We start from the raw sequence: 22,857 nt of genomic DNA on the forward strand, positions 1-22,857 counted from the left end.
GTCTCGAAGGAGAGGCCCCGCCCTTCTGCTTCCGTCCTGCGCCGCCGGTCTACGGCTCGAACTTGTAGCCCAGGCCGCGGACCGTCACCAGGTAGCGCGGGGCGCCCGGGTCCGGCTCGATCTTGGCGCGCAGGCGCTTGACGTGGACGTCGAGGGTCTTGGTGTCACCGACGTAGTCGGCGCCCCAGACCCGGTCGATGAGCTGCATCCGGGTCAGCACGCGCCCGGCGTTGCGCAGCAGCATCTCCAGCAGGTCGAACTCCTTCAGCGGCAGGTCGATCTTGGTGCCGCCGACGGTGACCACGTGCCGGTCGACGTCCATGCGGACCGGACCGGCCTCCAGCGCGGCCGGGGTCACCTCCTCGGGCTCGCCGCGGCGGCGCAGGACGGCCCGGATACGGGCGACCAGCTCGCGCGAGGAGAACGGCTTGGTGACGTAGTCGTCGGCTCCTATCTCCAGGCCTACGACCTTGTCGATCTCGCTGTCCTTGGCGGTCACCATGATGACGGGGACATTGGAGCGGCCGCGCAGCTGGCGGCACACCTCGGTGCCCGGCAGGCCGGGCAGCATCAGGTCGAGGAGGACGAGGTCGGCGCCGTTGCGCTCGAACTCGTCGAGTCCGTCGGGGCCCGTGGTCGCGACCGCGACCTCGAAGCCCTCCTTGCGGAGCATGTACGACAGGGCGTCGGAGAAGGACTCCTCGTCCTCGACGACAAGCACTCGGGTCACGGAAGGACCTCCGGGGCGGGAAGCGTTTCGTACGCGGTTGATTCGGGGGATGTGGGGGTGGACCGCCCGGCCTCCTCGTCGAGGCCCGCGCCTCCTGCGCGTATCTCTCGGGCGGGCTGCTGATGTGCGCGGTCGCGGGCCGCACCGGCCTCCGGCAGCCGCAGGGTGAAGGTGGAGCCCTGGTTCTCGGCACTCCACACCGAGACCTCCCCGCCGTGCGAGGCGGCCACGTGCTTCACGATCGCCAACCCCAGGCCCGTGCCACCGGTGGCACGGGAGCGAGCGGGGTCGACGCGGTAGAAGCGCTCGAAGATGCGCTCCTTGTCCTTGTCGGAGATGCCGATGCCCTGGTCAGTCACGGCGATCTCGATGTGCTCCCCGCCGGACGCGTTCACCCTGCGGGCGGCTATGCCGACGCGGGTACGGGCGGGCGAGTAGTTGACCGCGTTCTCGACGAGGTTGCCGAGTGCGGCGGCGAGCTGGCCGCGGTTTCCCCATACGTGCAGGTCGGCGGTGCCGCCCGCGGCCATGGTGATCTGTTTGGTGCCGGCCTGGTGCCGGCAGCGGTCGATGGCCTCGGCGACGAGTTCGTCGACGCGGACCGGTTCGGCGTCCTCCAGCGGGTCGTCGTTCTGCACCCGCGACAGGTCGATGAGCTCCTGGACCAGGCTGGTCAGCCGGGTGGCCTCGATCTGCATGCGCCCGGCGAACCGCTCGACGGCCTCGGGGTCGTCGGAGGCGTCCATGACGGCCTCGGAGAGCAGGGAGAGGGCGCCGACCGGAGTCTTCAGCTCGTGGCTCACGTTGGCGACGAAGTCGCGCCGGACCGCCTCGATACGGCGGGCCTCGGTGAGGTCCTCGACGAGCAGCAGCACCAGCCGGGAGCCGAGCGGCGCGACTCGCGCGGAGACGGCCAGGGCCTCGCCGCGTCCGGTACCGCGCCGCGGCAGATCCAGCTCCACCTGGCGTATCTCCCCGTCGCGCCTGGTGTCCCGGGCCATCTGCAGCATCGGCTCGACGGCGAGCTTGCCGCCGCGGACCAGCCCGAGGGCGTACGCCGCCGAGCTCGCCTTGACCACGGCGTCCGCCTCGTCGAGCACGACGGCGGAGGACCTGAGCACCGACAGGACGGTGTCCACGCCCGGCGGAAGCACCGGGTCCGTGTGCAGGGAGGTACGTGTGGGGCGCTTCTGCTCGCGCTCGCTCCACCGGAACGCCAGCATGGCGATGACACCGGTGAGCACCCCGGCGATCGCTGCCACTGCGGCGACCGCCGCGTTCACGTCCATGCACCCAGGTTAGGCATGGCTCGGGCGCGGGCCACAGCCGTCGGACTGCGACCTCGAACACTCGTCGCCCAGAGTTCACCTTGGAGCCAGTATTGGTTCATTTGGGATGACGGAAACGGACGCGTACAGGCCGGAACGTGGGAGCGTGGGGTTCGGACCGTTGGTTATACGACGGTCGTACCGCCGGTTGTTCGGTGGGCCCCGGCTCGTTCGGTGGGCCCCGGCCCTCGAACCCCCGACACAGACGCACGAGAGGGAAGCCTGATGCGGGACGCGTACCACGAGGAACTGGACTCGATCAGCGACAGTCTGGTGGAAATGGCCCGGCTGGTCGGATCGGCGATCGGGCGCGCCACCACCGCCATGCTCGACTCCGACCTGAAGCTGGCCGAGGCCGTCATCGAGGCCGACCAGAAGGTCGACGAGCTCCAGCACGACCTGGAGGCCCGGGCCATAGCCCTGCTGGCACGGCAGCAGCCGGTGGCGACGGACCTGCGCATCGTCGTCACATCGCTGCGCATGTCGGCCGATCTGGAGCGCTCGGGCGACCTCGCCCAGCACGTGGCGAAGCTCGCGCGCCTGCGCTACCCGGACCGCGCGGTTCCGAGCGACCTGCACGCCACCATCCTGGAGATGGGCCAGCTCGCCCAGCGTCTGATGGCCAAGGCCGCCGAGGTGATCATCACCAAGGACGTCGACCTGGCGCTCCAGCTGGAGCAGGACGACGACGAGATGGACCTGCTGCACCGCACCCTTTTCCAGCACCTGATGGACGACCGCTGGAAGCACGGCATCGAGACGGCCGTGGACGTCACGCTGCTGGGCCGCTACTACGAGCGGTTCGCCGACCACGCGGTCTCGGTCGCCAAGCGCGTGGTGTACCTGGTGACGGGCGAGCACGCCGACGAGATCCAGCCGGACGTGCAGCCGGAGATCCAGGCGGTGAAGACGGAGGCGGAGAGCGCCTGAGCACGGAGTGGGAGCGGGCCGGGGGGCGGGTCCGTGGGCCGGGGGGGGACGGTTCCGTGGGCCGCGGGGGTACGGGCCCGCTGGGGGCGGTTGAGGGTCGGCCGGGGCGCGCGCAAGCCTCAGTGCGCCGTTGATGCGCCCAGCGGAACAGGCGTCCAATGGGCACAGGCACCAGCCTCGAGGAGGAACCCATGGCCGATTCCCCCAGCACCACGCCCGACCCCACGCAGGAGCGCCAGACCGAGCAGCCCGCCGAGGTCAGGAACCTGACCCTGATCGCCGCGTGCGGCTGCGGCTCGGGCTGCGGCTGCGGGTGTCAGTCGGGCAGCCCCTGCCAGTGCGGCTGAATTCCGTAGGGCCCCGGTGGTTCGCCGCCGGGGCCCTACGGCGTTGAGGTCGCCCGCGTGCGCATACGGGCGGAGCATGGACTTGAGGGCTCACTGGGGGTTCGTACGGAAGGAGGCGCGGGCCATGGCCAAGTTCATGGATGTCCACCACAGCATGAAGGGCATCACGGAAGAGCAGCTGCGCGAGGCCCACAACGCTGACCTCGCCATAGAGGGCGAAGAGCGCGTCCACTTCGAGAGGGCCTGGGCGGACCCGGAGTCCGGCATGGTCTACTGCCTCTCCGAGGCGCCCTCGGCCGAAGCCATCCAGCGCGTTCACGAGCGCGCCGGGCACAAGGCCGACGAGATCCATCCGGTGCCGCTGTCGATTCAGTGAGGTGAGGTGAGCGGCCGGCCGCCGTGTGTCGCGGTGTGCCGCCGTGTGTCGCGGTGTGCCGCCGTGTGCGTCGTGCCGGTCGCGCGGCCATCCCGGAAGAGGATCAGAGGCTTGCCGCGGGTCCCTCAGGGATCGGTGCCAAGTTCCTCTCAGCGGGCTCACCCGGCTTCTCCGCCGCAGCTTCCACCACCGGCTCCTCCGCCGGCTCCTCCTCGGGCAGTCGCCGCATCAGCAGCCCGTATCCCAGCCCGGCCACCGTTCCGACCACCGCGCACAGTCCCCACAGCCACTCCGCCCCGACCCGGTCGATGACGAAGCCGGACAGCAGCGGGGCGACGAGGGCGGCGACGGACCAGGACATCGTGTACATGCCCTGGTAGCGGCCGCGTCCGTGCATCGGAGACAGCCGGACGACCAGGCCGGTCTGCGTCGGGGCGTTGACGATCTCGGCCAGCGTCCAGACGCACACCGTGAGGGCGATGACGCCGACCGACCCGGCGAAGGCGGTGAGGGCGAAGCCGTACCCCGCGAGGAGCGAGGAGACGACGAGCAGCCGGCGGGGGTCGCGGTGCTCGATGAACCGGGTGACGGGGATCTGGAGGACGACGATCAGTACGCCGTTGACGGCGATCGCCATGCCGTACTCGGCCGGGGTGAACCCGGCCTCGCCCATCGCCACCGGCAGCCCCACCGACCCCTGCTGGAAGATCAGCGCTACGAGGAAGGACAGCCCGACGACGCTCATGAAGCGCCCGTCGCGCAGCACGGTGCCGAGGCTGACGGAGTCGTCCCGGTCCGCCTCGGCCGGGTTCTTACTCACCGTCTCGGCCGGCTTCGACTCCGGCAGCCTCAGGAAGACGAGGATCGCGCAGGCCATCGTCATACCGGCCTCGATCAGGAACCCGGCACGGTAGCTGACCTCGGCGATGAACCCCGCGGCCATGGAGGACACGGCGAAGCCGAGGTTGATCGCCCAGTAGTTCAAGGAGAAGGCGCGGATACGGTCCTCGGGCCGCACGATGTCCGCCATCATCGCCTGCACGGCCGGCCGGGAGGCGTTGCTGGCCATGCCGACGAGGAAGGCGACACCGGCGATCGCGACCGGGTCGTGCACGAACCCGAGGAGCGCGACGGACACGGCGGTCGAGGCCTGGGCGATGAGGAGCGTCGGCCGCCGGCCCAGCCGGTCGGTCATCACCCCGCCGCCCAGCGAGGAGATCACTCCGCCGAGCCCGTGCAGGGCGGCGACCAGACCGGCGTACGTGGCGGAGTAGCCGCGGTCGAGCGTCAGGTACAGCGCCATGAAGGTGGCGACGAAAGCGCCGAGCCGGTTGACGAGTGTGCTGGTCCACAGCCACCAGAACTCGCGGGGCAGCCCCGAGACGGTCTCCTGGACGGCACGTCTGGCGCGGACGGCGTACGGCATGGACTCCCCCGGATGTAAGTGGCCGCGCGTAAGTGACGCATATGGGAGTCACAAATTACGAGCGGCGGCTTGACGGCGGCCACTCAATTAACGGATCCGGTCAAGCGTCCGCCTGCCGGGCAGCCACGCGAACGGGCGAATGCGTGGATTACGCTCTGGGGCATGGCCGACGCACCGTACAAGCTGATCCTCCTCCGCCACGGCGAGAGCGAGTGGAACGAGAAGAACCTGTTCACCGGCTGGGTGGACGTCAACCTCACCGCGAAGGGCGAGAAGGAGGCGACGCGCGGCGGCGAGCTGCTCAAGGACGCCGGCCTGCTCCCCGACGTCGTGCACACGTCCCTCCAGAAGCGCGCCATCCGCACGGCGCAGCTCTCCCTGGAGTCCGCCGACCGCCTCTGGATCCCGGTCCACCGCAGCTGGCGCCTGAACGAGCGCCACTACGGCGCCCTGCAGGGCAAGGACAAGGCGCAGACACTCGCCGAGTTCGGCGAGGAGCAGTTCATGCTGTGGCGCCGGTCCTACGACACCCCGCCCCCGGCGCTGGACATCGACGCCGAGTACTCCCAGTTCTCCGACCCGCGCTACGCGACCCTGCCTCCGGAGCTGCGCCCGCAGACGGAGTGCCTCAAGGACGTCGTCAACCGCATGCTCCCCTACTGGTTCGACGCGATCGTCCCGGACCTGCTGACGGGCAAGACGGTCCTGGTCGCGGCCCACGGAAACTCGCTGCGCGCCCTCGTCAAACACCTCGACGGCATCTCCGACGAGAACATCGCGGGCCTCAACATCCCGACGGGCATTCCGCTGTCGTACGAGCTCGACTCGGACTTCAAGCCGGTGAAGCCGGGGGGGACGTACCTGGACCCTGAGGCGGCTGCGGCTGCCATTGAGGCGGTCAAGAACCAGGGGAAGAAGAAGTAGTTCGAACCCTCCTTAGGCCCCCGACCTGCGGTTTGTTCGCGGGGCGGGGGCTTTCTGGGTTGGGGCGGTCTGTCACTGGGCGGTCAGAGCCACTCCCGTGGGCCTGGCCCACCGCGCCGGGCCTGCCGGTACTCCTCGTAGAGCCGGTCCCCGGTCACGCAGCCGCCGACGGTCTCGCCCCTGTCATCCACGGCCCGGCAGTCCGGGCACGCGGGGCAGTGCAGCAGCATGCGCAGGTAGGCGGCTCGCTCGGGGGCGTTCGGGCACTGGTGGTTCTCGTTCTCGTAGTGGTCGCAGAGGGTTCGGACGGAACGGGCGAGGCGTTCCGCGTGGGCGACCCGGGCGGAGGGGTCGCGACCGGGCTGGGCGCTGAGCCGCAGCCGGGCTTCACCGATGCAGAACGACGCACAGGCTCTCGCCGCGCTGTCTTCGGGCAGAGCCAGCGCCACCGTCTCGACCTCGGGGACGGCAAGCATGAGGTGTCCGTGCAGTTGGAGCATGAGCGTCTCCAGCGTTTCCGGGGAGGGCGCTTCCGTGTCGCTCGCGAGCAGGCGGTCCGCGCTGGCGCGCATGGTCTCGAGGTCCAGCGGCGGCGTGGCCTTGCTGATGGGCGGCGCGGTCATGACTCGTCCTCGTCACCAATGCAGCGACCCGCCATCGCAAGAGCCAGCACGTCGACCGCCATGCCCAGCCGCCCGGGCCGGAAGAGGGGTACGGCCCAGTAGGACGCCCGCGTCTGTTCATCGAATGCGGTGCGGTCGGCTCGCGGCACTCCGAGGTACGTGCCCTCGCCCAGGCACTCCGCGACCGGCGCGCACCACATCTGTTCGGTGCCGGGCGGTACGAGGGCGTAGTAACGGCGGAAACCCGGGTCGTGGATGACCGGGGCACCGCTGAGGCACCGGGCCAGCCGATCCCTCACCGTGTCCCGATCCGCGCTCGCGACCGCACGATGCACGACCCGCTCGGGCAGACGAACCGCCTCGAAGACCCTCCCCAACGGAATCACGGCGAGCTTCGCGGCACCGTTCCACTCTCCACGCGCGGTGTCCGGTGACGGATGGGCCGATGCCAGCCACCGCGCGACCGTCGGGTAGTCCGGCGCACTCGCCGGGGACGGGCAGGAGACCCCCGGGAACCTAATCTCTGTCATGTCAGCGCTCCTCGACAGCGTTGGCCATGCCCCGGGACCGGTCGCACGGTCGCCAGGGTCCTTGCAGGAAGACCCTTGCGCCAGGTGCCGATTGCTCCCATCCCAAGCCCCATAGGAGCGCCCTATATTGGAGCTATGGGGGAATTCCGTACGGACCTCTGGTCCCATCCCGCACTCGCCTCTGCGGTCACGGTTGAAGACTGGGGCCAGGTCTTCCGCACCTACCGCAAGCTCACCGGCCTGAGCCAGACCAAGCTCGGTGAACTCGTCGGCTTAGTCCAACCCGACGTCTCCGACATCGAACGCGGACGACGCCGGGTGACCTCGCTCGAAGTACGGCAGCGCATCACGGCAGGGCTCGACATCCCAACGTCCCTGCACACTCCACCGGAGCACCCGAATACAACACCGGTCCCCGCACTCTCCCTCGCCGGCCCCGGACCCGACGAAGACCTCCTGGCCCGTGTCACGAGCGTCGTCGACACAGCACACCGTGTGGACGCCGCCACCCTGGACTGGCTGGACCGCCTGCTCGCTGAACACCGCCGCGCAGAGGACGTGATCGGCTCCCGCCCCCTCGTCGAGGTGATGCGCCGACAACTCAGCACCGTCGTCGACCTTTACGCCGCTGCCAGTGGCCCGCTCGCCGACCGCGTGATCCGCCTCGCCTCCGAACACGCCCAATTCCTGGCCTGGATGGCGCAGGACCAAGGCCGGACGGCCGCCGCGCTGGCCTGGTACGACCGCAGCCACGAATGGGCCTTGGAAGCCGGCGACGCCGACATGGCCGCGACCACCCTCAGCATGAAGGCCCACATGGCCTGGTCCGGCGGACGCGGCACCCGCTGCGTACGACTCGCTGAAGCCGCCCGCTGGTCCGCCCCCGGCACATCCCTCGGCGTCCAAGGCATGGCCGCCCAGATGACCGCCCGCGGCCACGCCCTCAACGGCGACGCCGACGAAGCCGAACGCCACCTGGACGACGCACAGGCCCTCATCAGCCGGGCCGCGGAACACCCCGAGGACGAGCCCCCGTGGATGTACTTCTACGGCGAAACCTGGTTCACCCTGCAACGCGGCATGGCAGCCCTGCACCTCCGGAACTGGCAGACAGCCATCACCCACCTCACCACCGGCTTGAACGCCCTGCCGGACGACTACCGACGCGACAGAACCTGGTACCAGACCTGCCTCGCCCACGCCTTCGCCGGCGCCGGTGAAGCAGCTCCAGCCTTGGCGGCAGCCATGACGGCCGTCTCCGACGCCTCAGCCATCGGGCGCCCTCACTCCTGGAACGAACTCCACACCACAGCGGCGGTTCTCCTGCGACGCGGAGCCAGGGAAGGACACCAACTGGTTGCCGCATTGCGAGATCACGACTGAACCGGCTCTTCCCTACAGATTGAGTCAGCAACTCTCGCTACCCGTTCAAGGCGGCTCGCTCCGCTCACCGCGCGCGGAGCACCGGGCCCGTCGCCATAGAGCTTCAAGGGTTCACCCTTGGGAGCGGCCAAAACGCGGCCCGAATGCGGCGGACCAAGGCACAGGCAGCTTGCAACCATTCACTTGGTAGAAATTGACAATTCATCAATAGCATGCTTGAAAGGAGCCGCCATCAGGTGTCCGCATTGGCGCCAAGGTGCGAGCTGAAGCCCAGCTTCTTAGAATCGGTCATAGAGGTTGCCTGGCCGCATGCACTCACTCCGTTCTGGAGGCACTCATGTCTCGGAGGAGCCGAAAGCAAGGCCACTGGGCCGAGGCTGCCGTCCCCGAGCCTCGACCTACGCTGTGGCTGTCTCTCTGCATAATCTCATCTGTGGCGGTACTCTGTGGAGTTTCGGCCTTTTGGGCCGACTTCACGAAGCGGGAAGGTAACTGGATTCTGCAAACCCTATGGCATTTGCGACCCTACAGATTCTTTATTCTTGCCGCCTTCCTCCTGATAGCCGTCTACTGTTGGCGAAGGTTCAGCATGGCCCTGAAAATCAACAAACCAGGGCCCATTTCCGTGACACCGCTAAGAGATGAGACTGTCAGACACAGTCTGTCCACAGACAGACTGACCACTTACTTCCGCGAGAGGCTCAACGAGGTAAACATTCAAGCCCCGGCACCGATTCCAGGAGGAGCGCAGCAAATTGATTTTGCGGAGGTATTGCACAGTCCGACGGTGGACACAAGGAACGTAGGCGCAAGCTTGGCTATAAGCATCGGCAAACTATTGGCGGCAGGCAACATCAGTTACGCCTATCAGGTTAATGGCGCCCTCTTCAACAGCGAGGACGGGAAGCGCGGTGTGACCGTACAGGTCATGGTGTTGCCTAAGTGGGCCAGCCAGCCCATCACCTACACAGATGAGACCTGGGAGCTGGCCATAGACAAAGCGGCGTACGACGTATGTGCTTTCATCCTTCCGCTGACAAAACTTGTAGACCAACCGCCATGGCAGGCATGGCGGCGGCTCGCCATCCCGGGCCCACTTTTCAAGGTTGTCCAACAAGCACAGCAATGCAAGGCAGAGAGGCGCTTCGACGAAGCTCTTGGGCACTATTACGAGGCTCTTAATCTCGATCCTCGCAATCCATATCTTCGACTTGAGGTCGGCCTGCTTCAAGAGCAGCTAGGACTTCATCTCGATGCGCTTGTCACGTACGAAGGCGTAATTGACCTCGCTCCCTCGAGTATGGACCTGAAGATTTACCACGCTTTCAAGAGGAAGCCAGTCTATTTCCAAAGGAAAGGTATATTTATTCGCAGGGGCTGGTGGAGGGTTCCCCTACTCATGGCGCGATATCGACAGGCGATCCTGCTAGGCATGGGTGAGCGTTTGAGTGGGGATTGGTCGCCACCTTACGAGATTTCCGGGCCGCGAGCGGAAGAGTGCGCAGACCTTCGTGGTCAAATTAAGGAAATTTTCACGAGCGACTTTCAAGGTTTCCAACTATACCTTTGTGATCACGAAGGAAAGTCAAACGACCATAAAATTGACGGAGTGCTCCCTAACAAGCCTCTCGGAAAGAACTCAGAGAGGCTGCTTCAGCAAGAGTTCTTCCAATTCCTAGGGCAAGTCAAGGCGCAGCAATTGAGTCGAGCCTACTTCTTCCCACGGACCATCCCAGAGCGGAAAATTCCACGAGCCGCTCTACGCCTCTTGTTGGTGTGTAACCCAGTCCGGCGGTGTTGGACCCGGAACCTTCGCCTTGGAGAAGCAGCCGACTCCCGCGGCCTCAAGTACTTGGCAGCTTACAGAGCCATCAAGCGGCCAGCGATTGCGAATGCACTCTGGCAAGCAATACGCACGTTCGAGTTTGCGCCTAGATTGGTGGGAATGCACTGGCCTATCGACGCACAGGAGGTATCACGCCGAGTGTCGTTTGGCCGTCACGGCATGAGGCTTTCCCGCCTGTCTCCGCATTGGCAGGACTTCTACGATGTCGCTTGCATTTATGCCGTCTGCCTGACTCCGACTAAGCCGGGCTCGTCTGACAACCACTCTTCTACCGCGGAGAAGGATGAGGGTTTGGCCGACAAAGCTGTGGAATCACTTGAAAAATCTTTGCGGCTTCAGGACAGTGGGTTCGCCAGCTCAATTCGCTCATGGGTTACGGAAGATGACCCCGATCTTGTCGTTCTTCACAGAAGGCAAAAATTTTCCCACTGGGCAAAACGGCATTTCCCCACGACATGCCCGAACCAACCTCATCCTGACAATGTTCAAGAGATCGAACTGCTGTATTATGAGCAGCTACTTATCGAAGGATCGGCCTCCACGGCTGCCGCCGTATGGGATTATCGCAGCGCTCGCACCTCAAATGGGAGCCTATCGCAGAAGAGGCTTCATGAGTGGCTGAGGAAGGAAAAGGAAGGGTGGGACCGGGTAGCCGAATTGGTTGAGAATAGGCGACATTGGCAGACGCGCTACGAATTCATCAATGCGATGCGCCAATTCGGGCACGACTCTTCACCAAATGATGTGACATACGAATTCACGATTCCCTATCCCTCGTTCAGCAACGACCCGTTGATCGACCTATATGCCGATCACGCCCGCGGCTGCACTACTAAAGTGACGGACGTCCTCGAGGAGAGAGAGCAGCGAATCAAGGATTTGGCGAAGATTCTTGCGAGTCGTCGGAAATGGTGCATAGGCAGTTTGCCGAGTTCGCCAACTGCGGATGATATATCGAAGCTCTGCACGCAGCTGGCAAACAGGTGGGAGACCCTGGCCAAAGCATTCCATGAACCCATAGAGAATGGCGTTTTCAGACCTTTTGGTCGGGTTAGGGAGGTAGGCAGAAAGCCAGGAGCCTTTAGGGATGACCCGACCAGGCGTGCAGGCTCTCCGCACCGGAGCTGAAAAGCCCGATATCCAGTGGCGGAACCTTCCCGCCTCGTCCACCATGCCCCCATGGTCTCGGGTGAGCACACCACTGAACGAGCTGTGGCTCGGTGGACGCAGTCCATCGTCTACCCCGACATGTGGGTCGATCCGGATGATGACCCCCGTGAGACCGACACCGAAGTCGTCGATGAGCGCAGCACCTTGCTCGAGAACCTGCGCCACTACCGACTCACCCTGGAAATGAAGTGTGGGGGCCTGGACGCCGAGCAGATGGCCCTGCGGTCTGTGCCGCCGTCGACGATGTCTCTGCTGGGGCTGGTGCGGCACATGGCTGAGGAGGAGCGGCATTTTCGGCGGGTGATGGCCGGTGAGGATGCGCCGAAGCTGTATCGGACCGAGGAAGACCGGGACGGCGACTGGAACGGGGCGGTCGCGGATCCGGGGGTCGTGGATGGTGCCTGGCGGCAGTGGCGGGTGGAAGTGGAGCTCACCGATCGGTATCTGGCCGGCGTCGGCGATCTCGCCACCCGGAACGCCGGGTTCTCCGATCTCGGGCCCGAACCCGGTGGACAGCTTCAGCTGCGCGATGTCCTGGTGGCGCAGATCGGGGAGTACGCGCGGCACTGCGGCCACGCCGACCTTCTGCGCGAGCTGATCGACGGTCGCGTCGGGCAGTGATCGACGCCGGGTTTCCTTACCTGGGACGTAATCGACGCTCCTGCGGTGTCCCGGCAGTCTGGGCTTCATGACGCCTACCACCACCGCGGACGCGACCCGCGCCACCGTTCAGAGGTTCCTCGAGCTCCGTCTCGCCGGGGACATCGAAGGGCTCACCGCGCTCTTCGCCGACAAGGTCGACTGGGTGCTCGCCGAGAATCCGGGAGTGCCGTGGATACGTCCGCGGTCCACCGCTGCCGAGTGTGCCGCGCAGGCAGCCGAGTTGATGGAGTACACCGTGCCCGAGGATGCCCGCGCCTCCGTCGATTCCTTTCTCGTCGACGGCGCCGACGCCGTGCTGATGGGGCATGTGTCGGGGACCGTACGGGCGACGGGGAAGTCCTTCGAGGGGCCGTTCGCGCTGCGGCTCACCGTCGAGGGTGGGCGGATCACGCGGCATCACCTTTATGAGAACAGCTTGTCGATCGCCGAGGCCTGCGCCCCGTGATCAGTCCCTCCCCACCAGCCGCCAGTACTGCCGCCTCTCCTCGTCCCGTACGACGACCCCCAGCCGCAGCAGTTCACCGCGCAGCTCCCGGGCGTCGTCGGCGGCGTCCGAGTTCCTTCGGGCTTGCGCGCGTGCCCTGAGCAGGGCGTCCGCGCCCTCGGGGAGGCCCGGGGTGCCGGGGACCCAGCGGCGGTAGTCGGCTTGGTGGGGGTCCTGGTCCGACCACGGGTAGCCGTACGAGGAAAGCGTCGTTGTGAGGCGAGGCCAGGGCAGGCCGCTGTGTTCCCGGGCCAGTTCCATGCCGTCCGGGGCCAGGACGACCAGGTGCTTGCCGTCCCGGAACAACGTCGCGATCTCCTCGCGGGCGAACGACCGGGCGCTGTCCCTGATGGTCAGGGTCACGTGGGTGTCGGAGATGCTCACCGACAGCGACTCGTGCACGGCGGTGAAGCCCAGGAGGAGGCCGGCGAGTGCGCCCACCCCGACTGTGCCGAGGGTGAGGGCGGGTTCCGGGATCGAGGTGAGCAGTTCGGCCGGGCCCTCCAGCGGTGCCCACGGCAGGCTCAGCAGCCAGCGGGCGAGGAGAGGGAGCAGGGCGCCGGCGGCGGCACCGCAGCCGACGCAGAAGAGCACGATGGCCCAGGTCGATTCCCCGAGTTCGGCTCCCATGCGGACCTTCTTGGCTTCCTCCATGAGACAGAGTCTCGGGACGGGCCCTCCGTCCTGTCATCAGCCGTTGGTCTACGTGCCTCCGACTTTGGTCTCACGGATGCATCCGCGCCCCCTTCACCACCTTGTCCACCGCGTTCTTCGGGCCGTGGACCAGGAGGCCGACCAGGTCCAGGTCCGCCGTCGGAACCGCCCGTACGGCCGCGCGGTTGTCGCGGTCGTTGCCCGTGGCGAACAGGTCGGACGTGAAGACCGCACGGGGAAGGGAGCGGGACAGGGTCCTGGTGTGGGCCTTGGTGAGGGTTTCCTTCGTGGCCTCGAAGACCATCACCGGCTGGCGGAACATCGGCAGGTAGGGCACGCCGTCCGCGTCCTCGTACGGTTCGCCGATCACCTCGGGGAGCTGCGTGCCCAGGCCGCTGACCAGGAACGACGTGACGTTCAGGCGCTGCCACTGCTCCAAGTCCTCGCGCAACAGCACGGCGATCTTCGTATCGAAGCGGATCGGCTCCGGGGATGCTTCGGTGTTCATGATGCGAGCGTGCCCGGCAGGCCCCGCCAGGGTCTTGTACGTTTTTTGCATGGCCTCCGAGTCATCCCGGGCCTCCCGGACCTCCCGGATCTCCCAGACCTCCCGGACCGTCTCCGCTTGGCGGCCCCCCGTCGCGGGTGTCGTCGAGGTCTTCCACGCGCGGTTCACCGAGTACGCGTATCCGATGCACGTCCACGAGGCCTGGACGCTGCTGATCGTCGACACCGGCGCCGTGCGGTACGACCTCGACCGGCACGAGCACGGAACGCCGCACGACACCGTGTCGCTGCTGCCGCCGCATGTGCCGCACAACGGCTCTCCCGTCACGTCGGAGGGCTTCCGCAAGCGGGTGCTGTATCTCGACGGGACCTATCTCGGCGACGAGCTGATCGGCGCCGCCGTCGACCGGCCCGATCTGCGCGATCCGCTGTTGCGGCGGCGCGTCGGGCAGTTGCACGGCACGCTGCTGCGGCCCGGTGAGGAACTGGAGGCCGAGAGCAGGCTGATGTTCGTCGGGGAGCGGCTGCGCGGGCATCTGCGGGGCGACCTCGTCGCACCCCGGCCGGTCGATCCCGCACTGGCGCGACGGCTGCGCGAACTGCTGGACGAGCGGGTCGTCGAGGGGATCGGGCTGAGGGAGGCCGCTGGGCTTGTCGGGGCCCATCCGGCGCATCTCGTACGGGCGTTCAGTGCCGCCTTCGGCATCGCCCCGCACCAGTACCTGACGTCCCTGCGCGTGGGCCGCGCCCGGCGGCTGCTGCTCGACGGGCGGACGCCGAGCGAGGTGGCGGTGGCGACCGGGTTCTACGACCAGTCGCATCTCACCCGGCACTTCCGGAAGTTGGTGGGGGTGCCGCCCGGGCGTTTCCGGGCCAAGTGATCAGCGCGCCGAGTGATCAGCGCGCCAAGTGATCAGCGCGCCGGCCGATCAGCGCTCCGGGCGCTGCGTCAAGTGCGCGAACGCGTCCAGGTTGCGCGTCGACTCGCCCCGGGACACCCGCCACTCGTACTCCTTGCGGATCGCCGAGGCGAAGCCCAGCTCCAGGAGGGTGTTGAAGCTGCCGTCCGCCGCTTCCAGGACCTGGCCGAGCAGACGGTCCAGTTCCTCGGCGGTGACGGCGGCGAGGGAGAGCCGTCCGGTGACGTAGACGTCGCCGTGCTGGTCGACGGCGTAACTCACGCCGTAGAGCTTGAGGTTGCGTTCCAGCAGCCAGCGGTGGACGGCCGGTTCGTTCTCGTCGGGGTGGCGGATGACGAAGGCGTTCAGGGAGAGGGAGTGGCGGCCGACGATCAGGGAGAGCGTGGTCTTGAGCTTGCGGGTGCCGGGGAGCTGCGCGACGTAGGTGCCGGGCTCGGGGCTCTCCCACTCCAGGTCGGCGTCCTTCAGCACTCCCTCGATGACCTGTGCCGCGCGCTGTTCCTGACCGGTTTCACCCATGGTGCGAGCGTACGCGACGGCGGTGCGCCTGCATCGCGGCCGTGTAGACGTCCGCCGTGGCGGCGGCCGCGGTGTCCCAGCCGAAGGACTGGGCGTGGCGGGCGGCCTGCGCGCCCATGCGGGGCGCCAGTTGCGGGTCGTCGGCGAAGTCGCGCAGCACGCGCGCGTAGTCGGCGGGGTTGTGGCCGCGTACGAGGAAGCCGGTGTGTCCGTCGTCCACGGCCACGGGCAGGCCGCCGACCGCCGCCGCGAGCACCGGGGTGCCCGCCGCCTGGGCCTCTATGGCGACCAGGCCGAAGGACTCGCTGTAGGAGGGCATGACCAGGAGGGAGGCGGCGCGGAACCAGTCCGCGAGCTGTTCCTGGCCGACCGGCGGGCGGAACCGTACGACGTCCGCGATGCCGAGGCGGGCGGCGAGCTTCTGCAGGCCCTCGGGCTTGGCGAGGCCGCTGCCGCTGGGGCCGCCGACGACGGGGACGTGGATGCGCGAGCGGAGTTCGGGGCGCTCGTCGAGGAGGACGGCGACGGCCCGCAGCAGCACGTCGGGGGCCTTCAGGGGCTGGATGCGGCCCGCGAAGAGCGGGATCAGGGCGTCCTGGGGCAGGCCGAGACGGGCGCGGGCGGCGGCGCGGCCGTCGGCGGGCGAGAAGCGCGTGAGGTTCACGCCGGGGTGGACCACCGCGAGCTTGTCGGGGTCGGCCGCGTAGTGCCGGGCCAGTTCGTCGGCCTCTTCGGTGGTGTTGGCGATGAGGCGGTCCGCGGCGGCGACGATCTGGGTCTCGCCGATGACGCGGGCGGCCGGCTCGGGGCTGTCGCCGTCGGCCAGGTTGGCGTTCTTGACCTTGGCCATGGTGTGCATGGCGTGCACCAGGGGGACGCCCCAGCGCTGGGCGGCGAGCCAGCCGACGTGGCCGGAGAGCCAGTAGTGGGAGTGGACCAGGTCGTAGTGGCCGGGGCGGTGGCCGGCCCAGGCCTGCATGACGCCGTGGGTGAAGGCGCACAGCTGGGCGGGGAGGTCCTCCTTGTTGAGGCCCTCGTAGGGGCCGGCGTCGATGTGCCGGACGAGGACGCCGGGGGCCAGTTCGACGGTCGGCGGGAGGGCGGCCGCGGTCGCGCGCGTGAAGATCTCGACCTCGACGCCCTGCGCGGCGAGGCGCTGCGCGAGCTCCACGATGTAGACGTTCATGCCGCCGGCGTCGCCGGTGCCCGGCTGGTGGAGCGGGGAGGTGTGCACGGAGAGCATGGCCACCCGGCGGGGCCTGCGGTGCAGCCTCAGTCGCGCGGGCGCGGACGCGGAGCGCCGCCCGAGCCTGCCGATGTACTGGCTCACGTGGCGTTCCTCCTCGCTCCGGGCATGCCTCACGCAGGACTCGCTGTGCCCTGCACGGGGGTAACACCGGAAGGGGGCACTCCATTTCCTCGTTCGTTTCCCTGTTCGCGACTTTTACCGAATCATTACCGGTCGCCGCTCAACCGTTCGAGGGTTCGAGCCTCCCGCAGCCTCCGGGCCCGGGAGCATGACCGACAGGTGAACTCGATCGGAAATCGCAGGTCACGGGCGTTGTCCCGGTCGTGAAATGGCTGTCGATCCCGGTCCTGCGGACAACCGCGCTTCCGCCCCACGGGTCACAAGCAACGAAAGGATCGACAACTGCCTCACGGAGGTTCCGCAATGCCCTCTCGCCTCATCGGCCGCCGGATGTTACGCGCGGCGACGGTTCTCACGCCCGTTCTCGGCACAGTCCTGGCCGTCCCGATCGCCCTGGCGGGCCCGGCCGCGGCCGCGGCACCGACGGCCACCGCCTCGGTGAACGAGTACGGCTGGCACCTCACCTACACGGCCGCCCCCGGGCAGGCCAACAAGGTGGCCATCACCCAGTCGTACACCGATGACCGCTCGCAGTTCACCTACGTGATCGACGACGTCGTCCCGATCAGCACCGGGACCGGCTGCGGCCATCCCGACAGCGCGGACAAGACCAGGATCTCCTGCACGGTCGAGGCCCCCGAGAGCCAGTCCCCGCTCAACTCCATGGAGATGGACCTCGGCGACGGCGCCGACACCGCCTCGTTCGACAACGCCACCGACCAGATCTACTACTTCAACACGGTCGAGCTGGGCGCCGGCGCCGACCAGTGGACGGGCGCCACCGGCAACCGCGTCGACGGCACGTCGGTGCGGGGCGGGGCGGGCGAGGACACCATCAGGGTGGGCGCGCACGGGTTCGCCGGCGGCGGGGACGGCGACGACACCCTCTACGCCGGCGCCGAAGGCGAGATCGTGGACGGCGGTGCGGGCGACGACGTCCTGCGCGGCGGTGCGGGCGACCAGATCCTGCGCGCCGACGACGGTGACGACACGGTCTACGGCGGGGCCGGCGACGACGAGATCTACGGCGGCAGGGGCAACGACATCCTGTACGGGAACAGCGGCGCCGACCGGATCTGGGGCAACAGCGGCGACGACGAGCTGTACGGCGGGCCCGGCGCGGACACGCTCTCCGGCGGCCCGGGCAGGAACATCGTCCGCCAGGACTGACGGCTCCTCTCAGGACTGACGGCTCCTCTTTCGAAGGGGGACGCGGGGGCCGATGAGTTTCCGCGTCCCGGGGCGTCTGACTCACTGAGGAGAGGAGAGGGTCACGATGAAGCTCGTGGTGCAGGAGTTCCTGACGCTCGACGGTGTCTCCCAGGGGCCGGGCGCCCCGGACGAGGACACCAGCGACGGTTTCGAGCGGGGCGGCTGGTTCGTGCCGCATCTGGACGAGGAGTTCGAGCGGATGGCCGGCAGCTGGCTCGGTGAGGCGGACGCGCTGCTGTTCGGCCGCCGTACCTACCAGAACTTCGCCCGGGACTGGCCGACGATGACCGACCATCCCCTCGCCGCCGTACTGAACGGCCTGCCGAAGTACGTCGCCTCCCACAGCCTGACCACGGCCGGCTGGAACCCGACCACGATCCTGTCCGGCGACGTCCCGGCCCAGGTCGCGGAGCTGAAGCGGCTGCCCGGCCGGGAGATCCAGATCCACGGCAGCGCCCGGCTCGCGCAGTCCCTGCTGGCCGCCGGGCTGATCGACACGCTGCGGCTGGTGATCGCCCCGGTCGTGGTGGGGCAGGGCCGCCGCCTCTTCCCGGACGGCGGGGCACCGGCCGGGCTGCGGCTCACCGACCACCGGACGACGCCGGGCGGGCTGGCGGTGCATGTCTTCGAGTCGACGGGGGTTCCCGAGTTCGGGACGTACGGGGGCGGCACCTGAGGAGACCCGAGGGCCACCCCGGGGGCCGCATACCCTCGTACGCATGACCTCCCGCCCGGCGACCCGCCCCCGCGTCGTGGGAACGGTGACGCGCGGGACGACCAACCCCAACCGCCTGCGCCGTATGGACCGCTGGATCGCGGCCACGCACGGCGCGGAGCTGCGCCGTGCCGCCGACCCCGTCACGGTCGACCTCGGCTACGGCGCCGCCCCCTGGACGGCCGTCGAGCTGCTGCACCGCCTGCGTACGGTCGCGCCACGCGCGCGCGTGGTGGGCGTCGAGATCGAGCCCGCCCGGGTCGCGGCGGCGCTGCCGTACGAGCGGGCGGGGCTCGTCTTCCGGCACGGCGGCTTCGAGATCCCCCTCCCGCAGCGGCCCCTGCTCGTCCGGGCGGCGAACGTGCTGCGGCAGTACGAGGAGGGCGAGGTCGCGGCCGTGTGGGAGCGGCTGTGCCGACGGCTCGCACCGGCCGACCCGGCCACCGGTGCGCGCGGCGGGCTGCTGGTCGAGGGGACCTGCGACGAGATCGGGCGGCGGCACGTGTGGGTCGCGCTCGGCCCGGAGGGGCCGCGCACGGTCACCTTCGCGACCCGGCTGGGCTCCCTGGAGCGCCCTTCGGATCTGGCGGAGCGCCTGCCGAAGGCGCTCATCCACCGCAATGTCCCGGGCGAGCCGGTGCACGCCTTCCTGCGCGACTTCGACCGCGCCTGGGCGGCCGCCGCGCCCTACGCCTCCTACGGCGCCCGACAGCGGTGGATCCGGGCGGTACGGGACCTGAGGGCGGACTGGCCGGTGGCGGACGGGCCGGTGCGGTGGCGGCAGGGCGAAGTGACGGTGCGGTGGGAGGCGTTGGCCCCTCGGGGCTGACCTCTCCGCCATGGCCCGGAATGGACCGGCTCGGCCCGCCCGGGAACGATCTCTTTGAGTCGTTCGTCACACAGGCGGGGAGATCGGCATGCCGGGGGCATACCGGTGCGGGGGCGGCGGGAAGCACTACCCCTGTCGCTTTGGGCGCCGTCGTGGCAGCATCCCCAGACGAACCGGATGTTACTGACGGTTAATCAGTTGGGGGCTGGGGTATGGCAGCGGGCAAGCGTGGCCTGATCGCGACGGCTGTGACAGTGGTCTGCGCGATCACCGTGCTGGCGGCTCCGGGCACGGCGTTCGCGAGCCCCGGCCCGGAGCCGACGCCGAGCGCGAGCCCGACTCCCGGGCCCAGCAAGGACCTCGAGGCCGTACGCAAGAAACTCGACAAGCTCTACCGCGCCGCCGGCCGTGCCACCGACGAGTACAACGCCGCCGAGGAGAAGGCGGACAAGCAGTCCGCCGAGATCGTCGAACTGGCCAAGAAGATCGTCAAGGGCAAGGAGAAGCTGGCCAAGCTGAAGGACCGCGCCGGCGCCTCGGCCGCCGCGCAGTACCGCGGGGGCGGGCTGCCGCCCGAAGCCCATCTGACGCTCAGCGACGACCCGCAGGAGTTCCTCGAGGGAGCGGTCCGGGTCCGCCAGGGCCAGCACGCGGCCAAGGGCCTGATCGGCGAACTGAGCCGCACCCAGGAGGACTTGGAGCAGTACGCCAAGGACGCCTCCGCGCAGTGGAAGAAACTGGAGGCGGGCCGTAAGGCCAAGGCCGCCGCGCAGAAGAAGATCGAGAAGCAGATCGAGCAGGCGGAGAAGGTCGAGTCCGAGCTGCGGAAGGACGAGCAGAAGCGCCTCGCCGAGCTGGAGAAGGCGGCCGCGGCCAAGGCCCAGTCCGCCTGGCTCGGCTCCGGCGTCCTCGACGAGATCAGCGGCAAGGCGACCGACCAGGGCAGGAAGGCCGTCGAATACGCCACGGCCCAGATCGGCAAGCCGTACCAGTGGGGCGCCGAGGGCCCGAAGACCTACGACTGCTCCGGCCTGACCTCACAGGCCTGGATATCCGCCGGCCGCGGCATACCGCGCACCTCGCAGGAGCAGTGGAAGCAGCTGCGGCACATCGACGTCCAGGACATGCGGCCCGGCGACCTCATCATCTACTTCGACGACGCCAGCCATGTCGCGATGTACATCGGCGACGGGGCGATGGTGCACGCCCCGCGGCCCGGGCGGGACATCACCGTCGCGGGAGCGGGATCCATGCCTATCCTCGGGGTGGTACGGCCGGATCCCGGCACCGACGCCGGGTGAACATATCGGGCATCGGGCACCTTTGGTGACCCGGCCCACGTGACCCACCGCACGCCGGGCCACCTGACAAACGCGGTGCTGACGTGACGTTCGTCATCTCCGCAGCATCTCCGGCCTGTCCAACTGCGGCACATATCGCGGCATATGACACTGGCCGATGGCGTAGCGGCGTGGCTCACACCATTCCAATGCGGCGCCGACACCCGCTATGGTCCCCGTCGGTGGGTCGAGGTCCCTCGCCCCCGCCATGCCCTCGGGGGGAGGGAAGGAACCCAAGACGATGCCCGTACCCATACCGCGGCAGAGAGCGATCCCGGCCGTGGAGAGTGGTCAGGCGCAGGCCGCGTCCCCGTGTGCCCGCTCCGCCGAGGACTCCGTCAAGGACGCCTCGACCGCGGCCCCGCGCACACCGGACACCGCCGGGAACAGCACGGAGAAGGTGGAGAACAACACCGCCCACACCAATCTGACCCTGCTGCTGATCGAGGACGACCCGGCCGGTTCGCCGATCGTGCCGGACATGCTCGACCAGGCAGGCAAGCCGATCCGCGTCCGCACGGCCCGCAATCTGACCGAGGCCGGGCGGCTGCTGACCGACGACGTCCACTGCATCCTGCTGGACCTGGCGCTGCCCGCGCCGGGCCACAGCGACTCCGAGGACGAGCTCGCCGTACTCAAGCACGTCCTGGAGCTCGCGCCCCGGCACGCCGTGCTGGCGCTGACCGCGTCGGGCGACGCCGAGCGCGGTGCGGAGGCGGTGCGCGTGGGCGCCCAGGACTATCTGTTCCGCGACGAGCTGGACGGCAGGCTGCTGAGCCGGGCGATCCGCTACGCGGTGGAGCGCAAGCGTTCAGAGTCGGCCGAGCGCCGGCTCGCCGAGGGCCGCCTGCGGGCCCAGGAGAACCGCCGCCTGGAGCGCGGTCTGCTGCCGACCCCGCTGCTGGAGGGCTCTCCGCTGCGGTTCGCCGCCCGCTACCGCCCGGGCCGCTCGCGGGCCCTGCTCGGCGGTGACTTCTACGACGTCGTCCGTACGCCGGACGGCACCGTGCACGCGATGATCGGTGATGTGTGCGGCCACGGCCCGGACGAGGCCGCCCTCGGGGTGGAGCTGCGGATCGCGTGGCGCGCGCTGACGCTGGCGGGCCTGTGCGGCGACCAGCTGCTGGGCACGCTCCAGCAGGTGCTGGAGCACGAGCGGGCCGACGACGAGATCTTCGCGACGCTGTGCACGGTGGACATCGCGCCGGACGGCCGCCGCGCCGGCCTGTGCCTGGCGGGTCACCCGTCGCCGCTGCTGGCCCGCCCGGGCAAACCGGCCCGGCTGCTGCCGTACGACAACAACGGACCGGCCCTCGGGCTGCTGCCGGGTGCCCGCTGGCCGCGTATGCAGGTGGAGCTGGGTGCCGAGTGGAGCCTGATGCTCTACACCGACGGCCTGATCGAGGGCCATATCGGCCAGGGCCGGGAGCGGCTCGGCCAGGACGGCATGACCGAGATGATCCGCCGCCAGTTCGCCGAGGGGCTGCGGGGCGAGCGGCTGCTGCGCGCGGCGGTGAACGAGGTGCGCGAACTCAACGGTGGCGAGCTGACGGACGACGTGGCGGTACTGCTGCTGGACCGGGTGCCGTAGCCCCGGGCTCCGGCGCTGCCCAGGCGGTGCCTACGGGGGTTTACCGGCCGCCGTTCCAGGGGCCGTACGGGCCGTCGCTGCTGGAGCCCCGCTGGCTCCGGCCGCCGCCGGGGAGCGCGCGGATGGCCGGGCGGACGTCGACCATGTACACGATCGTCGCGATGAGCCCGATGATCGGCAGGAACGACAGGATCGGGAAGAGCAGGTTCACCACGAAGGCCAGACCGAGGATGATCAGCCAGAACGGCTTGGTCTTCTTGTCGGCCGCGCGGTACGCGTCCTCCCGCCGCACGGCGGCGTCGAACAGCGCGAAGCCGCTGAAAATGATCAGGGCCATGCTCAGAAGCCACATAAACCCTGCGAAGCCCTGCATCAGCACAACGTCCACCACCAGACTCGGCTCGTCCCTACGCGGTCACCGTACCCGTACAACGGGCCGGA

24 protein-coding genes are annotated in these 22,857 nt (G+C 68.6%); 14 read left to right on the forward strand and 10 right to left on the reverse strand.

Features of this window, described 5'->3' with window-relative positions:
- Positions 1 to 49: 49 nt before the first annotated feature.
- Positions 50 to 730 carry a response regulator transcription factor gene (locus tag ACWIF2_RS19945; protein WP_030243122.1) on the reverse strand — a complete coding sequence of 227 codons (681 nt, stop codon included), beginning with the start codon at positions 728 to 730 and terminating at the stop codon, positions 50 to 52.
- A complete protein-coding gene (locus ACWIF2_RS19950) occupies positions 727 to 2,019 on the reverse strand; it encodes a sensor histidine kinase (RefSeq protein ID WP_454361854.1) in 1,293 nt (430 codons plus the stop codon). The genes ACWIF2_RS19945 and ACWIF2_RS19950 overlap by 4 nt, the downstream gene beginning before the upstream one ends.
- A 264-nt stretch (positions 2,020 to 2,283) precedes the next feature.
- Here ACWIF2_RS19950 and phoU point away from each other — a divergent pair, with 264 nt between their 5' ends.
- The 3 genes from phoU (at position 2,284) to ACWIF2_RS19965 (ending at position 3,711) form a co-directional block, all read left to right on the forward strand.
- Positions 2,284 to 2,988, forward strand: a complete 705-nt coding sequence (phoU, locus tag ACWIF2_RS19955; protein ID WP_454361855.1) for a phosphate signaling complex protein PhoU — start codon at positions 2,284 to 2,286, stop codon at positions 2,986 to 2,988.
- 191 nt (positions 2,989 to 3,179) lie between these two features.
- Positions 3,180 to 3,335 carry a hypothetical protein gene (locus ACWIF2_RS19960; RefSeq protein ID WP_454361856.1) on the forward strand — a complete coding sequence of 52 codons (156 nt, stop codon included), beginning with the start codon at positions 3,180 to 3,182 and terminating at the stop codon, positions 3,333 to 3,335.
- 124 nt (positions 3,336 to 3,459) lie between these two features.
- Positions 3,460 to 3,711 (forward strand): SCO4226 family nickel-binding protein, encoded by a 252-nt coding sequence (locus ACWIF2_RS19965; protein WP_454361857.1) that lies wholly within the window; start codon positions 3,460 to 3,462, stop codon positions 3,709 to 3,711.
- Between the two features lie 103 nt (positions 3,712 to 3,814).
- On the opposite strand, the gene ACWIF2_RS19970 is transcribed toward ACWIF2_RS19965, so the two are convergent.
- Positions 3,815 to 5,137, reverse strand: coding sequence for an MDR family MFS transporter (locus tag ACWIF2_RS19970; RefSeq protein ID WP_454361858.1), 1,323 nt, complete (start codon positions 5,135 to 5,137; stop codon positions 3,815 to 3,817).
- A gap of 162 nt (positions 5,138 to 5,299) precedes the next feature.
- On the opposite strand from ACWIF2_RS19970, the gene ACWIF2_RS19975 reads away from it, so the two are divergent.
- Entirely contained in the window at positions 5,300 to 6,061 is a 762-nt protein-coding gene (locus ACWIF2_RS19975) for a phosphoglyceromutase (RefSeq protein ID WP_382494968.1), read from the forward strand.
- A gap of 83 nt (positions 6,062 to 6,144) precedes the next feature.
- Here the strand turns inward: ACWIF2_RS19975 and ACWIF2_RS19980 are convergent, their stop codons facing one another.
- The gene (locus ACWIF2_RS19980) at positions 6,145 to 6,684 is read right to left on the reverse strand and encodes a DUF6415 family natural product biosynthesis protein (RefSeq protein WP_454361859.1); all 540 of its coding nucleotides are present in this window, start codon (positions 6,682 to 6,684) and stop codon (positions 6,145 to 6,147) included.
- On the reverse strand, positions 6,681 to 7,214 hold the full coding sequence (locus tag ACWIF2_RS19985; protein ID WP_454361860.1) for a hypothetical protein: 534 nt from the start codon (positions 7,212 to 7,214) through the stop codon (positions 6,681 to 6,683). The genes ACWIF2_RS19980 and ACWIF2_RS19985 overlap by 4 nt, the downstream gene beginning before the upstream one ends.
- 135 nt (positions 7,215 to 7,349) lie before the next feature.
- Between ACWIF2_RS19985 and ACWIF2_RS19990 the strand changes: the two genes are divergently transcribed.
- The 4 genes from ACWIF2_RS19990 to ACWIF2_RS20005 all read left to right on the forward strand — a co-directional run bounded on the left by ACWIF2_RS19990 (position 7,350) and on the right by ACWIF2_RS20005 (position 12,721).
- Positions 7,350 to 8,597 carry a helix-turn-helix domain-containing protein gene (locus ACWIF2_RS19990; protein ID WP_454361861.1) on the forward strand — a complete coding sequence of 416 codons (1,248 nt, stop codon included), beginning with the start codon at positions 7,350 to 7,352 and terminating at the stop codon, positions 8,595 to 8,597.
- Positions 8,598 to 9,186: 589 nt separating this feature from the next.
- Positions 9,187 to 11,571 carry a hypothetical protein gene (locus ACWIF2_RS19995; RefSeq protein ID WP_454361862.1) on the forward strand — a complete coding sequence of 795 codons (2,385 nt, stop codon included), beginning with the start codon at positions 9,187 to 9,189 and terminating at the stop codon, positions 11,569 to 11,571.
- A gap of 51 nt (positions 11,572 to 11,622) precedes the next feature.
- Positions 11,623 to 12,234: a DinB family protein gene (locus ACWIF2_RS20000; RefSeq protein WP_454361863.1), complete on the forward strand. Its 612-nt coding sequence runs from the start codon at positions 11,623 to 11,625 to the stop codon at positions 12,232 to 12,234.
- 67 nt (positions 12,235 to 12,301) lie between these two features.
- On the forward strand, positions 12,302 to 12,721 hold the full coding sequence (locus ACWIF2_RS20005) for a nuclear transport factor 2 family protein (protein ID WP_454361864.1): 420 nt from the start codon (positions 12,302 to 12,304) through the stop codon (positions 12,719 to 12,721).
- On the opposite strand, the gene ACWIF2_RS20010 is transcribed toward ACWIF2_RS20005, so the two are convergent.
- On the reverse strand, positions 12,722 to 13,414 hold the full coding sequence (locus ACWIF2_RS20010; RefSeq protein ID WP_454361865.1) for a YqeB family protein: 693 nt from the start codon (positions 13,412 to 13,414) through the stop codon (positions 12,722 to 12,724).
- Between the two features lie 70 nt (positions 13,415 to 13,484).
- A complete protein-coding gene (locus tag ACWIF2_RS20015; RefSeq protein WP_454361866.1) occupies positions 13,485 to 13,922 on the reverse strand; it encodes a DUF2000 family protein in 438 nt (145 codons plus the stop codon).
- Positions 13,923 to 13,971: 49 nt separating this feature from the next.
- Between ACWIF2_RS20015 and ACWIF2_RS20020 the strand changes: the two genes are divergently transcribed.
- The gene (locus ACWIF2_RS20020; protein ID WP_454361867.1) at positions 13,972 to 14,802 is read left to right on the forward strand and encodes a helix-turn-helix domain-containing protein; all 831 of its coding nucleotides are present in this window, start codon (positions 13,972 to 13,974) and stop codon (positions 14,800 to 14,802) included.
- Positions 14,803 to 14,850: 48 nt separating this feature from the next.
- Here ACWIF2_RS20020 and ACWIF2_RS20025 read toward each other — a convergent pair whose 3' ends face one another.
- Both ACWIF2_RS20025 and mshA read right to left on the reverse strand, forming a co-directional pair.
- The gene (locus tag ACWIF2_RS20025; protein WP_382494948.1) at positions 14,851 to 15,360 is read right to left on the reverse strand and encodes a type III secretion system chaperone family protein; all 510 of its coding nucleotides are present in this window, start codon (positions 15,358 to 15,360) and stop codon (positions 14,851 to 14,853) included.
- Complete coding sequence (gene mshA, locus ACWIF2_RS20030; RefSeq protein ID WP_454361868.1) at positions 15,353 to 16,690, reverse strand: D-inositol-3-phosphate glycosyltransferase; 1,338 nt, start codon at positions 16,688 to 16,690, stop codon at positions 15,353 to 15,355. Before mshA ends, ACWIF2_RS20025 begins: the two co-directional genes overlap by 8 nt.
- Before the next feature lie 369 nt (positions 16,691 to 17,059).
- Here mshA and ACWIF2_RS20035 point away from each other — a divergent pair, with 369 nt between their 5' ends.
- From ACWIF2_RS20035 to ACWIF2_RS20055, 5 genes are all read left to right on the forward strand, one after another.
- Positions 17,060 to 17,899: a calcium-binding protein gene (locus tag ACWIF2_RS20035; protein WP_454361869.1), complete on the forward strand. Its 840-nt coding sequence runs from the start codon at positions 17,060 to 17,062 to the stop codon at positions 17,897 to 17,899.
- 106 nt (positions 17,900 to 18,005) lie between these two features.
- Positions 18,006 to 18,617, forward strand: coding sequence for a dihydrofolate reductase family protein (locus ACWIF2_RS20040; RefSeq protein ID WP_454361870.1), 612 nt, complete (start codon positions 18,006 to 18,008; stop codon positions 18,615 to 18,617).
- Between the two features lie 43 nt (positions 18,618 to 18,660).
- Positions 18,661 to 19,485 (forward strand): class I SAM-dependent methyltransferase, encoded by an 825-nt coding sequence (locus ACWIF2_RS20045; RefSeq protein WP_454361871.1) that lies wholly within the window; start codon positions 18,661 to 18,663, stop codon positions 19,483 to 19,485.
- A 212-nt stretch (positions 19,486 to 19,697) separates the two neighbouring features.
- Positions 19,698 to 20,786, forward strand: a complete 1,089-nt coding sequence (locus ACWIF2_RS20050) for an NlpC/P60 family protein (protein WP_454361872.1) — start codon at positions 19,698 to 19,700, stop codon at positions 20,784 to 20,786.
- A 280-nt stretch (positions 20,787 to 21,066) separates the two neighbouring features.
- Positions 21,067 to 22,416 carry a PP2C family protein-serine/threonine phosphatase gene (locus tag ACWIF2_RS20055; RefSeq protein ID WP_454361873.1) on the forward strand — a complete coding sequence of 450 codons (1,350 nt, stop codon included), beginning with the start codon at positions 21,067 to 21,069 and terminating at the stop codon, positions 22,414 to 22,416.
- Between the two features lie 40 nt (positions 22,417 to 22,456).
- Here the strand turns inward: ACWIF2_RS20055 and ACWIF2_RS20060 are convergent, their stop codons facing one another.
- Positions 22,457 to 22,789 carry a DUF2516 family protein gene (locus tag ACWIF2_RS20060; protein WP_382495898.1) on the reverse strand — a complete coding sequence of 111 codons (333 nt, stop codon included), beginning with the start codon at positions 22,787 to 22,789 and terminating at the stop codon, positions 22,457 to 22,459.
- Positions 22,790 to 22,857: the final 68 nt, after the last annotated feature.

This window comes from Streptomyces sp. NPDC055506 (genome assembly GCF_053643595.1).